Source organism: Micromonospora radicis (genome assembly GCF_003583405.1).
GTDB classification, from domain to species: Bacteria; Actinomycetota; Actinomycetes; order Mycobacteriales; family Micromonosporaceae; genus Micromonospora; species Micromonospora radicis.
The window spans coordinates 22,568-35,628 of record NZ_QXEC01000038.1 but is presented as its reverse complement, the minus strand read 5'-3'; the positions used below and the strand labels follow the sequence as shown (position 1 = coordinate 35,628).

The following is a 13,061-nucleotide window of genomic DNA, read 5'->3' as shown; positions in this document are numbered from 1 at the left end:
CAGGCGCTGCGCGCGTCCCGGGCCCGTGCGGCCACCGCACGCACCACACCGTCGCGGCCCTCGGCCACCAGCCGCCGCAGCGGCGCCGGGTGGCCCGGCTGCGCCAGCCAGGCGTCGGTCGCCTCGACCGTGTCGTCGTCGACCAGGTAGGCCGGGTACGCCAGCATCGCGAACTCCTGCGCCGGCTCGCTGTCCCGGCTGGCCCAGACCTGTCCCACGGCGTCGAAGTACCGCTGCCGGTACGGCGCGACCAGGTCGACCTGGGCCGGGTGGCTGAAGCCCTGCAACAGCGCCCGGTGCCGCCAGTTCGGCAGCGCCTCCGCGCCGGTCAGCTGGGCCCAGACGGCGGCCTTGTTCCCCTCGGTCGGCACCAGCGCGTGCGCGTACGCGGCCTCCCGCTCGCCGCTGGAGGTCTTGTCGCCGGCCAGCTCGGCCTCGATCTCCGGCGCGCCGGCCGCCCCGTTGGCCACCAGCGCCTGCAACACGCTCCACCGCAGCTCGGTGTCGATGGTCAGCCCGGCGGCCACCTGCGTGCCGTCCAACCAGCCGCGCAGCACCGCCAGATCCTCGGCGGACCGGGACGCGGCGACGTACGCCCGCGCCCAGGCCAGTTGGGAGCCGCTGCCCGGTTCGGCGGCGGCGAGGGCGGTCTTCGCGGTACGGGCCAGCTCGGCCCAGCCGGTCGGCGCCCATTGCGGGTCGGCGTAGAAGGTGAGCGCGCTGCTGGCCTGGCGCAGCGTGGCGGTGACCAGGTTGATGTCGGTCTCGGCGGGCAGCCCGGCGAGCACCAACGCCAGGTAGTCGCGAGTGGCGAGTTCGGCGTCGCGGGTCATGTCCCACGCGGCCGTCCAACACAGCGCCCGCGCCAGCGACGACTCGAACCCGGCGATGTGCTGCACCACCGTCGCCATCGACCGCTCGTCCAGCCGCAGCTTGGCGTAGGTCAGGTCGTCGTCGTTGAGCAGCAGCACGTCGGCGGCGGGTACGCCGACGAGTTCGGTCAGCTCGGTCAGCTCACCGTCGATGTCGACCTCGTGGCGTTCCCGGCGCACCAGCCGACCGTCGGTGAGGTCGTACAGGCCGACGCCGATCCGGTGGGTGCGCAGGGTCGGGTACACCTGCGGCGCCTCCTGCCGGACCAGCACCCGCTGGTACGTGCCGTCCGGGCCGATGGTCAGCTCCGGCCGCAGGGTGTTGACCTGCGCGGTCTCCAGCCACTGGGTGGCGAAGGTACGCAGCTTGCGGCCGGAGGCGGCCTCCAGCTCGGAGAGCAGGTCGTCGAAGGTGGCGTTACCCCAGGCGTGCCGGGCGAAGTACGCTCGCAGACCCGCCAGGAACGGCTCCTCCCCCACGTACGCGACCAGCTGCTTGAGCACGCTGGCGCCCTTGGCGTACGTGATGCCGTCGAAGTTGACCTCGACCGCCTCCAGGTCCGGCATCTCACAGTAGACCGGGTGGGTGGAGGAGAGCTGGTCCTGCCGGTAGCCCCAGTTCTTCCGGATCGACAGGAAGGTCGTCCACGCCTCGGTGAACCGGGTGGCGTGGGTGTTGCACCAGTGGCTGGCCCACTCGGCGAACGACTCGTTGAGCCACAGGTCGTTCCACCAGCGCATGGTGACCAGGTCACCGAACCACATGTGGGCCAGCTCGTGCAGGATCGTGTTGGCGCGCTGCTCGTACTCGAAGTCGGTGACCTGCGAGCGGAACAGGTAGTGCGACTCGGCGTGCGTGACGCAGCCGAAGTTCTCCATCGCACCGGCGTTGAAGTCGGGCACCCACAGCTGGTCGTACTTGGGCAGCGGGTACCGCACCCCGAACTGCTCGTGGAAGAAGTCGAAGCCCTGCTTGGTGACCAGGAACAGGTCGTCACTGTCGAGGTACTGCGCCATCGAGGCGCGGCAGAACACGCCCAGGTCGATGCCGTCGTGGCTGTCCCGCACCTCGTGGTACGGGCCGGCGCACAGCGCGGTGATGTAGGTGCTCATCCGCGCCGACTCGGCGAAGTGGACCGTCTTGAGGTCCTCGCCGGCCGCCTCGGTACGCGCCACCGGCGAGTTCGAGACCACCTTCCAGTGCTCCGGTACGGTGGCCCGCCAGGTGTAGACGCTCTTCAGGTCCGGCTGGTCGAAGCAGGCGAAGACCCGCTGCGCGTCCGCCGTCTCGAACTGGCTGTAGAGGTACGTCTCACCGTCGACCGGGTCGACCGAACGGTGCAGCCCCTGCCCCGAGTTCGAGTACGCGAAGTCGGCGTCGACCACCAGCGTGTTCTCGGCGGCCAGCCCGGTCAGCGTCAGCCCCTTCTCGGCCGAGAAGTCGGCCAGGTCGAGCGCAGCGCCGTTGAGCGTCGCGGAGCGTACCGAGTCCGCCGCGCACTCGATGAAGGTGCCGGCGCCCGGCTCGGTGCAGCGGAAGCGCACCTCGGTGGTCGATCGGAAGGTACGACCCCCCGCCGCGTGCACCGCGCTGGACAGATCCAGACTGATGTCGTACCCGGTCACGTCGAGCAGTCTGGCTCGCTCGGTCGCTTCCACCTGTGTCAGGTTGCGCACTCCCGGCACTGTTCGTCTCCATCCCACTCTCGCCGTACGCTGCGGTCCACTTGCCGTCGACCGCTCGTGACGGCCGGTCCGGGCCTGAGTCTTCCATGCGGGGACAGCCGTTGGTGGGCGAGGTCACGCGGTCGATCGGGACCTGACCGGGCCGAAGCCGAGTAAGGATCGAAGGTACGCCGGTTGGCGGCGTCATCGTTGCGAAAGGACCTCACCGTGAGCGAGCGCGTCAGCGTCGACATGTGGTTCGACCCGATCTGCCCCTGGGCGTGGATCACGTCCCGCTGGCTGCTGGAGGTGGAGCGGGTCCGCGAGGTCGACGTCCGGTTCAACGTCATGAGCCTCTCGGTACTCAACGAGGGCCGGGAACTGCCCGAGCCGTACCAGGAGTACATGCGCCTCGGGTGGGGGCCGGTACGGGTCTGCGTCGCCGTGCGGCAGCGGTACGGAGCGGACGCGGTCCGTGCCCTCTACACCGCCCTGGGCACCCGGATCCACCTGGGTAAGGAACAGCTGGGGCCGGAGCTGTACCGGGCCGCGTTGACCGACGCCGGGCTGGACCCGGAACTGGCCGCCGCGGCCGAGGACACCAGCCTCGACACCGCGCTGCGGGAGAGCCACGAGGCCGGCATGCGTCCGGTCGGCACCGAGGTGGGCACCCCGGTCGTGCACGCGCCCGGTCCCGACGGCCGGCAGGTGGCGTTCTTCGGGCCGGTGGTCACCCCGGCACCGAAGGGGGAGGCCGCGGGTCGGCTCTGGGACGGCGTCCTGCTGGTCTCCGGCACGCCCGGCTTCTTCGAACTCAAGCGCAGCCGCGACCTCGACCCCATCTTCGACTGAGGGGTGCGGGGAAGGGCAGGTTCTCAACGCCTCGTGCCTGGCACCGGCCCCCGGCCGACAGTCCCGCTTCGCGCCTGGTGTCGGCACCGGCACCAGGCGCGGCGTCACCGGTGCGTTCACGGACTCGTTTGACCGGGTGTCCGCAGAGATCCGGCGGGCCGTACCCGTGCCCGCCGGCCGCACTCCGCCGCTCGTGGAGGCCAGATGGCGAAGCATCGTGCCCCGGTTGACGATCTCTGGAGTTGGGAGGAGGGCACCGGCCGCGCCGCGCCCCGTTCGGCGACGAACCTGAACTGGCCGGCCCGGCACCCGGAACGCCCCGAGAATCGACCCGCAGCACCCCGCCAGGACCGAGCCGGGCGGCGACCGGCGCCCCGGCAGGATCCCACCGAGAGCGGGCCGGACCGTACCGACAGCTGGCCGGCGCCCCGGCAGGACCGTTCGGGAGGCTGGACGACGGGCGGCTCCCGTAACACCGCCGGGGTGCTGGGCCGTGGCGCGGCGGTGGGCGTGGCCCGGGTCCCGGCCACCTCCCGGTTGACGCCGCCCGGCCGGGAGATCCGCAACGCCGGCCCGAGGTCGGCGCTGACGCGCCGCCCAGCCGGGGCGCCCACACCCGCCGACCGAGTTGGTGCGGCGAGCGACCCGGAGCGTTGACGAGGGCCCCGCTACCGCAGGTGTTGCCAGGGCGCGCCCTTCCTTTCAGCAGGTGGGCTGGGGCGGGTCCGGCTACGGCGCCGGTTCGGACGGCGGTAGCGTCATCGGTCATGACGGTCGTGCACCCGATCACCCGGGCCTGGATCACCACTGGCGGCACCGGAGCGCAGAACTACGACGAGTTCGCCGACGACGCGGAGATCACCGCGATCATCGAGGCGAATCCGCACAGTGCCCTCGGCATCGAGATGCCGCACCGGGCTCCGGAGAGCCTCGGCAAGTCCTTCCTCGACGCGCTGCCGGACGCGGTGGGCCGGCTGGCCGAGGCGAAGGCCGATGGCAGCTACACCCCGGCCGAGCAGGTGGTGGTGCTGTACCGGATCACCGCCCCCGGCGAGCCACCGGCGTACGGCATCTTCGCCATGGTCGACACCGACCAGATCTCCACCCGGGCCGACGAACCCGGCCTGGTGATCCGCAACGAGGACGTCTTCATCGCCAAGGTGCGTGAGCGGGTCGCCCTGGCCGGTGCGCTGGGTCACCTGCTCTCGCCCGTGCTGCTGTTGCAGACCGGACGCGGCGACGAACTGCACGCCGCGCTCGCCTCGGCCACCGACACGGCCGGCGCACCCGCCGCGACCGACACCGACCAGGCCGGGCGTACGCACGCGATCTGGCTGGTCGGGCCCGGCCCGGAGCAGGACGAACTGACCGCGCTGGCCGGCGGCGGCGAGCTGGTCGTGGCCGACGGCAACCACCGCAGCCTGGCCGCCCAGACCGGGCAGCTGCCCCGGTTCCTGGCGGTGGTCACCACGCCCGCCTCGGTGGCTATCCAGCCGTACAACCGCCTGGTCAGCGAGCTGCCGACCACGCCAGCCGAGCTGTTGGACCGGCTGCGCGCCGCCGGTGCGCAGGTCACCGCCGTCGACGCGCCGGTGCGGGTGCCGGCGACCGGCGGCACCGTCGTGCTCCAGCTGCCCGGCCAGGCGTACGCGGTGACGCTGCCGCACACCGGCCCGAGCCGGTTGGAGAACCTCGACCACGCCCTGGTCGAGCGGCTGCTGCTGCGCGACGCGCTGGGGCTGGATCCGGGCGACAAGCGGATCACCTACGTCGGCGGTGACTACCCGGCGAGCTGGCTGGCCGGTGAGGTCGAGGCCGGTCGGGCCGAACTGGCGATCCTCATCGCGCCGGTGACCGTCGACGACTTCGTGGCGGTGAACCTGGCCCGGGAGAAGATGCCGCGCAAGAGCACCTGGTTCACCCCCAAGGCCCGCGGCGGCCTGGTCGCCGCCGAACTGCCCGACCCGGCCTGACGTGGTGTTCGTCCCGTCCGACGCCGCCCCCACGGTGCCGGGCGGGACGGGCCTGACAGACTGCGCGGTATGCGCGTCTACCTGGGATCCGACCACGCCGGTTTCGAGCTGAAGGTGCACCTGGCCAACCACCTCGCCAAGCAGGGCTACGAGGTGGTCGACGTGGGCCCGCACGCCTACGACCCGGACGACGACTACCCGGCCTTCTGCCTGCACGCCGGCACTCGGGTGGTGGCCGACCCGGGCAGCCTGGGCGTGGTGATCGGCGGCTCGGGCAACGGCGAGCAGATCGCCGCCAACAAGGTCGCCGGGGTACGGGCGGCCCTGGCCTGGAGCGTCGAGACGGCACAACTGGGCCGGCAGCACAACGACGCCAACGTGGTCGCGGTCGGTGCCCGCCAGCACACCCTCGACGAGGCCACCGCCATCGTCGAGGCGTTCCTGACCACCGGCTTCTCCGGCAACGAGCGGCACGCCCGCCGGATCGCCCAGGTCGCCGAGTACGAGCAGACCCGCCGGCTGCCCGACCTGCCCTGATCCGAGGGTGGCTTCGGCCGCCGGGGTCAGCGGCGGGGCAGCTCGTCGCGGGGGGTCCAGTTGCGGCGTACCACGACGATCCGCGCCGCCGCCTCGGCCAGCTCCTCCTCGGTGGGGCGGGCCGCGTCTCGGGCCCGCATGGCCGCGGTGACGCTCACCTGTGACGAGCCGGCGCCGACCAGCCCGCGTAGCCCACGCTCGCCCTCGTCGGCGTTGCCGTTGCGCCGCCCGCGGGGCGGTTCGGCGCCGTCGTGCACCCCCGAGGTGGACGCGGCGGCGCCCGCCTCCGCGCCGCCGTCCTGCCCGCCCGGGTGCCGGTGTCGCCGTCGTCGCCGTGCCTCGTCCGCCACGCCCCCGACGGTACCCCCGCTCGGGTGCCCGCGGTCGACCTCTTCGTCCACCTACGGCCCGGGCGGGCCGGACCGGCAGCTGCCGGGCGGGCCGGAAGCGGGCAGGTCAGAACACCTCCAGGGCGGAAGGGGCGCGGTGCCAGCCGAAGGCGGGGCCGGCGTGGGCCAGCGCGCCGGGGCGTAGTTCGCGCAGCCGGCCGGTGTCGGCCAGCGTGGTGAGGCCGGTGCCGCCGAGGAACAGTTCGCCGAGGCAGCGTACGTCGCAGGCCAGGTCGGCGGGGCCGGTCGCGGGTACGCAGCTGGCTGTCTTCGGCCCGCCCTGCAACCGCCACCGGCCGGTGTTCTCCGGCAACAGGTCGTCGGTGACCTCGACGACTACGTCGACGTCGGTGGCGTAGCGTCGCGCGGCCAGCGCCGCCGGCACGTCCACCAGGCGTACCCACAGCGCGTCGACCAGCTGCGGGCCGAGCCGGCGTGGCTCGTCGACCAGCCGGAGCAGGGGCTCGTCCACCGCCGCCCGTAGGAAGGACACCCGCCGGGCCAGGTCGATCGAGAGCAGCATCCGCCAGATCGCCCGGTATCCGGCCGCGCTGCTGGTCACCACCTCGTCGACGGTGGTGAGACCCCTCGGGCCGGTGCCCTCCCACTGTGCCTTGGTGCGGAACAGGCCGTACCCGTCGACGCCGTCGGGGCCTTCGTGCAGCACCACCCGCCGTTCGGTGGCGCCATCGCGCTGCGACTCCGGGTCGACCAGCACGTAGCGCCACCACCGGTCGTCGCGGGCGGACCAGCCTGGGCGGTCGGCGCCGACCCGGTCGTGGATCCGGGCGAGGTCGGCGAGGCGTTCGGTCGGACGGTCCAGCCGGAGCCGGCCCTCGTCGCCGGTGGGTGCGGGTAGCCGTAGCTCGTTGGTGTCACCGGTGATCTGCAGGCGCTGCGCGGCCAGTCCGTAGCCGAACCGGGGGTAGATCCGGCCCTCGCTGGCCCAGAGCACCGCGACCGGTTCGCCGGCCTGACGGATGTCGCGCAGCTGGCGCCGCATCAGCGCGTTGAGCAGGCCGCGCCGCCGGTGGGTGGGCGCCACGCCGACCATGCTGACGTGCGCCGCCGGCACCGAGCCGCCGGGCACACCGAGAGCCCGGGTGAACGCTGCGGCCGTGGCGACCAGCTCGGTACCGTCGCGGATCAGCAGGCCGCGTTCCGGTTCGAAGATCGCCCGTTCGGTCTCGTGTGCCTCGGGTTCCAGGCCGTGATGGAACAGCAGGTTGAGGAGTCGCCCCATCTCGTCGAAGTCTTCGGCGCGGGCGGTCTGGATCGGCAGCGGGGAGGTGGTCACCGGTCGTGTCTATCCGATCGACGCGGGTGCGGCGACCGATTTGCCGGCTGGCTACCCTCGAAGTGTCCGGCGGCGGTCGCGTGCGCCGCGGGTCCAGGGGGAGGGAAACGAGATGGCCGACCAGACGCAGCCGTGGGCGGAGCGGACCGTGGAGGTGCCGCCGCAGTCCGATGCCGGGATACCGCCGCAGCGCGACCCGTTCCGGCGTGGAGTGGCCTCGGTCGGGTCCACCGCGCCGCGTACCGAACCCTTCCCGGCGGTGGAGCACGTACCGACCGGCACCGGCTGGCCGGGGGAGCCCGCGCCCCGCCGGCCGTTGAGCTGGCACGTGGCGCAGCTGCGCAAGGGCGGCGAGTGGAGCGCGGCGGGGGCGCTGTTCGCCTTCGTGTGCTGGGGGATCTGGGCCATCTCCGGCGGCGGCGAACTCGCCGGACCGTTCCTGATCTTCGTTCTGAGCCTGCTGGTGGGTGCGGGGCTCTTCGCGTTGACCCGGCTGCTCGGCCGGGTGGTGCTGGAGCGGCAGCTCGGCCGGGTGCGGCGTAGCGCCCGCGGAGCCCACCTGGTCACCGCGGTCTTCCTGACCGGGCTGGGCATCGCCTACCTGCAACAGACCCAATGGATCATGGACGCCTGGAACTGGCTGACCACCTGAGTCGAGTCGCCGGGCGGATCGGCCCGCAGGGTCGACCCGCCCGGCGGGACCGGTCGCGGCACCGCGACCGGAAGGTCGTCACTCCACCAGGACGGCGTTACATACCCCGCCGACGCCGGTTCATCCGTGACCGCGAACGGATCGACGTCCGGTCGGGTCAGGGGCCGCAGTAGAGCAGCCGGTTCGCGGTGCCGCCGGGCACTGCGCCGACCACGCCCACGGTGGCCCGGCCGACCAGGTACGCGGCCACCTGGGCGGGGCTCCAGGTCGGGTTGGCCTGCAGGGCGAGGGCGGCGCAGCCGGCGACGTGCGCGGCGGCCGTCGAGCCGCCGCTGAGGGTCGCCGTCGCCGTGTCACCGGTGTGCCAGGTCGAGGTGATGTTCGCCCCGGGCGCGTACAGGTCCAGGCAGGAGCCGTAGTTGCCGGACGGTGAACGGGCGTCGGTGGCGGTGGTGCCGGCGACGGTGAGGGCGGCCGGCACCCGGCCGGGCGAGGTGGTGCAGGCGTTGCTGTTCGAGCTGCCGGCGGTCACCACGTAGGTCACCCCCGAGTTGATCGAGTTGGTCACCGCCATGTCGAGCGCGGTGCTCGCCGCACCGCCGAGCGCCAGCAACGCCACCGCCGGCCGGGCCGCGTTGGCGGTCACCCAGTCCACCCCGGCGACCACCTGGGCGACGCTGGCGCTGCCCGCGCAGTTGAGCACCCGCACCGGGTGAAGCCGGACCCGCTTGGCCACCCCGTGCCGGGTGCCGCCGACGGTGCCGGCCAGGTGGGTGCCGTGCCCGTTGCAGTCGTCGGCTGGTAGGCCGTCGACCAGGTCGACACCGGTGCCGACCCGGCCGCCGAAGTCACCGTGGCTGGCCCGGATGCCGGTGTCGATGACGTACGCGTGCACGTTCGGCGCGGTGTTCGGGTAGGCGTACCGGCCGTCGAGGGGCAGGTACCGCTGGTCGATCCGGTCCAGGCCCCAGGAAGGCGGGTTGTCCTGCACACCGGGCACGGTCAGCGTGACGGTCCGGTTCTGCTCCACGTAGGCGACCGTCGGGTCGGCGGCCAGTCGGCGGGCGGCGCGTTCGGGCAGGCGTACCTCGAAGCCGGGCAGGGCGTCGGTGAAGACCCGCTCGACCCGGCCCGCGTACCGGGCGGCCAGCCGCTGCGCGGTGGCCTCGGCCGGTTGGTCCTTGAGCACCACGAGGTAGCTGCCGGCGAGGGCGGTCGGTGCGTCGGCGTACCGGATCTCACCGGTGGTCGACGCGGCGGCGGACCCACCGGTGAGCGCGACCACGACGGCCGCGGTGAGCACGGCGGTGAGCGGTCCGCGGATGGCGGCCGGCCCTCGCCGGTACGGACGGGGGAGTGGCATCGGTTCCTCCTCCTGGCGGCCCCTGCGGCGGGCGGTGGCCCTCGGGCCGGGGCCTCGACGGTTCCCAGGATGGTACCTATTCATTCAAGATTATGGATGCAGTCGGTCGATCGAGCAGTTCGCGGGCGGCGGCGCCCATCGGGTCTGCACGGGTGGGCCGGGCAGCGATCGAGCAGGTCGCCGCCGCTCCTCGCCGCGTCCGACCTGCCCGCGACCGATCGTGGTCGCCGACACCGGCCGCCCCGACGTACCGTCATGGGATGCAGGTGCTTTCCGTGAACGTGGGTAGGCCGCGGTCCAACCCGGCCAAGGGCGGGCTGACCGGCATCGACAAGCGGCCGGTCGACGGCCCGGTCACCGTCGTCGTGCCCGGCCCCAAGGGCACCGGCGAGGTCGGCCTGGTCGGCGACCGGGTCTACGACGTGAAACACCACGGCGGCACCGACCAGGCCGTGTACGCCTACGCCCGGGAGGACCTGGACGGCTGGGAGACCGAGCTGGACGTCACCCTCGGCAACGGCGGCTTCGGGGAGAACCTGACCACCGTCGGCCTCGACGTCAACCAGGCACTGATCGGCGAACGCTGGCGGATCGGGCCGGACGTCGTACTGGAGGTCACCTCGCCGCGGATCCCGTGCTCGACGTTTCAGCACTGGCTGGGGCAGCGTGGCTGGATCAAGCGGTTCACCCGGGCCGCCCTCCCCGGTGCGTATCTGCGGGTGATCGAGCCCGGTCAGCTCCGCGCCGCCGACCCGATCGTGGTCGTGCACCGCCCCGACCACCAGGTGACCGTCGAGTTCGCGTTCCGTGCCATGACTGTAGAACCGGACCTGCTGCCGCAGCTGCTGGCCGCCGCGGCCCTGCCCGAGGCAGAGCGGGAACGAGCCCGCCGCCGCGCCCACCGGTAGGCCCGGTACCGCCGATCCGAACCGGTGCCCGGCCGGTGACCGTTCGGCTAGATGATCTAGGCGAACGGTCAGCAGGTGTCGGGTCTGCCCTCCGCGGCCCGCCCACCGCTGCCGGGGCTCGGCTCGACCGTCGGGCCGGCCAGAGTGTGCCCGTCCGCGATGTCGTGATCAGCGTGAATGCCGGCGACGGCGGTCTCTTCCGCGGCCGGACGACCCCAAGGCCGGCGCGCCACGCCGGCGACTCGACGGTGCGCTTCGATCGCCATCTGTCCAGGTTGGATGATCATTGCTCGTTACGTCGCTCAAGTCGGCGTGATGGCGGAAAGCGTCCACTGTCCTGGGTCGACCGCCGAATAATCTTCCGTTACGGTCCCCCGCCATGAAGAATCCTTCGGGATGGGCCGTGTGGTCCTCCCTGGCGATGTTGACCTCCCGACGCGTGCTGCGGACCTTCGCCGCCGTGGTCGCGGCGCTGGCGATGACGTTCGCCGTCGCCGCACCGGCGCACGCCGCCGACGGCAGCGACTGGCGACTGATCCGGCTCGTCGAACTCAACCCCGGCACCACCGAGGAGGAGATGCAGACCGCGCTCGAAGAGGCTGCGGTCGAACTCGGGATCAGCTACGACGAGATGCTCGACCAGGCTCTGGCCCAGGCCGACGAGGCGGTCGAGGTGGATCCGTGCCTTCCGGACGAGGACGAGCCCCTGCCCGACCCGGAACCGGAGCCGGCAGGGTTCGCCATCGCCTGCTCCTCGACCAGCCCCGGCGTGGTCAACCTCGGCAGCGGTCGCTACAAGGGCGACATCTTCCACTCCTGGGCGCGCACGGCCAAGGTCGTCCACAACCATGTCGGCATCTACTACAACACCTCGACCGTGGTCGAAGCCCCCGGTGGCACGACGAACAGCAGGTCGGTCTCCGCATCGACCCACCGCGTGCAGCTTCCGGTCTACAAGCTGTCCGTGAGTACCACCCAGACCAACCGTGACATCGCCGCGAACTACGCGTACAACAATCTCCGCAACAAGGCGTACGACAGCAACTTCGCCTTCAACAAGACGTCGTCGGCCACCAAGTTGAACTGCTCGGAGCTGGTCTGGCGGGCGTACAAGAAGTCCACCGCCAACATCGACCTCTCCTGGTCCTGGGACCCCTTCGCCGTCTACCCGAACGACATCAAGGGCTCCTCCAAGACCGTGACGTACTACACCCGTACCTCCTGACCTGGCCGATCCAGTGTCGCGTGACCCCGGCGTACGGGGTCACGCGACACCCCCCTCTGGAGACCACGACATGCCGTTCCGGAAAGCCCTCGCCCTCGTCGGCGCCTGCACACTGATGCTGTCGGCCTGCTCGGCGGAGCACGATCCGGCCGGGCAGAACAAGCTCGAAGCCGGACTGCTGGCCGCAGCCGAGGCACGGCTGGGCGACACCTTCTTCGCCGTCTACCTCAGCCCACAGAACAACGCCAAGTCCTTCGCAAGCGTCAAGCGGAACCCGGCGTACGTCGTGCTCGTGCAGCCGGACGGCAGCTACCGGACCATCAAGACCGGCGGTATGGACCTGGGCCGGTTGACCTGGTCGGAGGCCGGCCTGTCCTTCGCCGACGAGGAACAGGACTACCTACTAGGCGACGACGGACTGACCACGTACCCCAGCCCGAAGACCGACCTCCAACAGGCCGCCTTCGCACTGCCCGACGGCGGGGGGTTCGTGGCCGTCTACAACGAGGGGTCACCCGAGGAGGGGCGCTATGCCAACCAGGTGGTGACGACGACGGGAACCGGCTCGACGCGCTACCGGGTCGAGGGCAACTACTTCACCAACGCCCTCTGCGACGGCGTCGTGTACGGCATCTCGCAACAATCCGGCGCCCACTCCGCCGAATCCGCCACCCTGCCCGGGCTGCGCTCGCACACCGATCCACAGCTGGAACCCGAGATGCTCGCCCGGCTGTACCCAGCTGTCGGGGACGGCGACGAGAAGGTCATCGGCTGGCGCCCGGCCTTCGACACCGGCCCGATCGTCCACCACCTACCCTGCGAACAGGGCAGGATCGTGTTCCTCTCCGCGTACCAGGACGCCGACGGGTTGCCGCACACCGCGATCGTCACCTGGGACACCACCACCGGGAAGTACACCGAGCGCCCGCTGGTCGACGACGCCGGCCGACCACTCGACCGTACGCAGCTGGAAGCCATCAGCTACGACAGCGGCTCGCTGCGCGACGGCAAGCTCGAATGGTTCGGCACGGCGGGCGACATCATGGCCACCGACCTCGCCACCGGCGTCACCACCCGCCGCTTCGCCACCGGCTACGGCCCTCAGGGTGCCCAGGTGGCGTTCGCCCCCGAATCGATCTACGCCCTCGGTGACCCCGTCGACCGCCAGACGCCCGTGACACTCAAGGAGTACGACCGCGCCACCGGCGAGACCGTCAAGTCGTTCACCCTCGACGGCATCAGCGAACGCCTCTCCCTCAGCCTCGTCATCCGCGGCGTGGCTGTCCGGCCCCCGGCCTAACGGAGGCGCCCGCCCCGCTGGTCTCGAT

General features: G+C 72.0%; 12 protein-coding genes. 8 read left to right on the top strand and 4 right to left on the bottom strand.

Features of this window, described 5'->3' with window-relative positions:
- A partial coding sequence (pepN, locus tag D2L64_RS25285; protein ID WP_119579702.1) for an aminopeptidase N occupies positions 1 to 2,549 on the bottom strand: 2,549 nt, incomplete at its 3' end.
- A 216-nt stretch (positions 2,550 to 2,765) separates the two neighbouring features.
- On the opposite strand from pepN, the gene D2L64_RS25280 reads away from it, so the two are divergent.
- The 4 genes from D2L64_RS25280 to D2L64_RS25270 all read left to right on the top strand — a co-directional run bounded on the left by D2L64_RS25280 (position 2,766) and on the right by D2L64_RS25270 (position 5,899).
- Entirely contained in the window at positions 2,766 to 3,389 is a 624-nt protein-coding gene (locus D2L64_RS25280; RefSeq protein WP_119579701.1) for a mycothiol-dependent nitroreductase Rv2466c family protein, read from the top strand.
- Between the two features lie 204 nt (positions 3,390 to 3,593).
- On the top strand, positions 3,594 to 4,046 hold the full coding sequence (locus D2L64_RS27175; RefSeq protein ID WP_147376310.1) for a hypothetical protein: 453 nt from the start codon (positions 3,594 to 3,596) through the stop codon (positions 4,044 to 4,046).
- 110 nt (positions 4,047 to 4,156) lie between these two features.
- Positions 4,157 to 5,362: a DUF1015 family protein gene (locus D2L64_RS25275; RefSeq protein ID WP_119579700.1), complete on the top strand. Its 1,206-nt coding sequence runs from the start codon at positions 4,157 to 4,159 to the stop codon at positions 5,360 to 5,362.
- Positions 5,363 to 5,431: 69 nt separating this feature from the next.
- Entirely contained in the window at positions 5,432 to 5,899 is a 468-nt protein-coding gene (locus D2L64_RS25270; RefSeq protein WP_119579699.1) for a ribose-5-phosphate isomerase, read from the top strand.
- Between the two features lie 26 nt (positions 5,900 to 5,925).
- On the opposite strand, the gene D2L64_RS25265 is transcribed toward D2L64_RS25270, so the two are convergent.
- Positions 5,926 to 6,249: a hypothetical protein gene (locus tag D2L64_RS25265; protein WP_119579705.1), complete on the bottom strand. Its 324-nt coding sequence runs from the start codon at positions 6,247 to 6,249 to the stop codon at positions 5,926 to 5,928.
- A gap of 106 nt (positions 6,250 to 6,355) precedes the next feature.
- The gene (locus D2L64_RS25260; RefSeq protein WP_119579698.1) at positions 6,356 to 7,585 is read right to left on the bottom strand and encodes a GNAT family N-acetyltransferase; all 1,230 of its coding nucleotides are present in this window, start codon (positions 7,583 to 7,585) and stop codon (positions 6,356 to 6,358) included.
- A gap of 112 nt (positions 7,586 to 7,697) precedes the next feature.
- On the opposite strand from D2L64_RS25260, the gene D2L64_RS25255 reads away from it, so the two are divergent.
- Positions 7,698 to 8,237, top strand: coding sequence for a hypothetical protein (locus D2L64_RS25255; RefSeq protein WP_119579697.1), 540 nt, complete (start codon positions 7,698 to 7,700; stop codon positions 8,235 to 8,237).
- A 157-nt stretch (positions 8,238 to 8,394) separates the two neighbouring features.
- Here D2L64_RS25255 and D2L64_RS25250 read toward each other — a convergent pair whose 3' ends face one another.
- Positions 8,395 to 9,600, bottom strand: a complete 1,206-nt coding sequence (locus D2L64_RS25250) for a S8 family peptidase (RefSeq protein ID WP_119579696.1) — start codon at positions 9,598 to 9,600, stop codon at positions 8,395 to 8,397.
- 260 nt (positions 9,601 to 9,860) lie between these two features.
- Here D2L64_RS25250 and D2L64_RS25245 point away from each other — a divergent pair, with 260 nt between their 5' ends.
- The 3 genes from D2L64_RS25245 to D2L64_RS25235 all read left to right on the top strand — a co-directional run bounded on the left by D2L64_RS25245 (position 9,861) and on the right by D2L64_RS25235 (position 13,033).
- Positions 9,861 to 10,508, top strand: coding sequence for an MOSC domain-containing protein (locus D2L64_RS25245; RefSeq protein WP_119579695.1), 648 nt, complete (start codon positions 9,861 to 9,863; stop codon positions 10,506 to 10,508).
- Positions 10,509 to 10,887: 379 nt separating this feature from the next.
- The gene (locus tag D2L64_RS25240) at positions 10,888 to 11,733 is read left to right on the top strand and encodes a YiiX/YebB-like N1pC/P60 family cysteine hydrolase (protein WP_147376309.1); all 846 of its coding nucleotides are present in this window, start codon (positions 10,888 to 10,890) and stop codon (positions 11,731 to 11,733) included.
- A 70-nt stretch (positions 11,734 to 11,803) separates the two neighbouring features.
- Positions 11,804 to 13,033, top strand: coding sequence for a hypothetical protein (locus D2L64_RS25235; RefSeq protein WP_119579693.1), 1,230 nt, complete (start codon positions 11,804 to 11,806; stop codon positions 13,031 to 13,033).
- The last annotated feature ends 28 nt before the right edge of the window (positions 13,034 to 13,061 follow it).

What these genes read in the sequence shown, in the direction of transcription:
- D2L64_RS27175 (WP_147376310.1), top strand. Translation starts at nt 3,594, where the DNA reads ATGGCGAAGCATCGTGCCCCGGTTGACGATCTCTGGAGTTGGGAGGAG.
- D2L64_RS25275 (WP_119579700.1), top strand. Translation starts at nt 4,157, where the DNA reads ATGACGGTCGTGCACCCGATCACCCGGGCCTGGATCACCACTGGCGGC.
- D2L64_RS25270 (WP_119579699.1), top strand. Translation starts at nt 5,432, where the DNA reads ATGCGCGTCTACCTGGGATCCGACCACGCCGGTTTCGAGCTGAAGGTG.
- D2L64_RS25255 (WP_119579697.1), top strand. Translation starts at nt 7,698, where the DNA reads ATGGCCGACCAGACGCAGCCGTGGGCGGAGCGGACCGTGGAGGTGCCG.
- D2L64_RS25250 (WP_119579696.1), bottom strand. Translation starts at nt 9,600, where the DNA reads ATGCCACTCCCCCGTCCGTACCGGCGAGGGCCGGCCGCCATCCGCGGA.
- D2L64_RS25245 (WP_119579695.1), top strand. Translation starts at nt 9,861, where the DNA reads ATGCAGGTGCTTTCCGTGAACGTGGGTAGGCCGCGGTCCAACCCGGCC.
- D2L64_RS25240 (WP_147376309.1), top strand. Translation starts at nt 10,888, where the DNA reads ATGAAGAATCCTTCGGGATGGGCCGTGTGGTCCTCCCTGGCGATGTTG.
- D2L64_RS25235 (WP_119579693.1), top strand. Translation starts at nt 11,804, where the DNA reads ATGCCGTTCCGGAAAGCCCTCGCCCTCGTCGGCGCCTGCACACTGATG.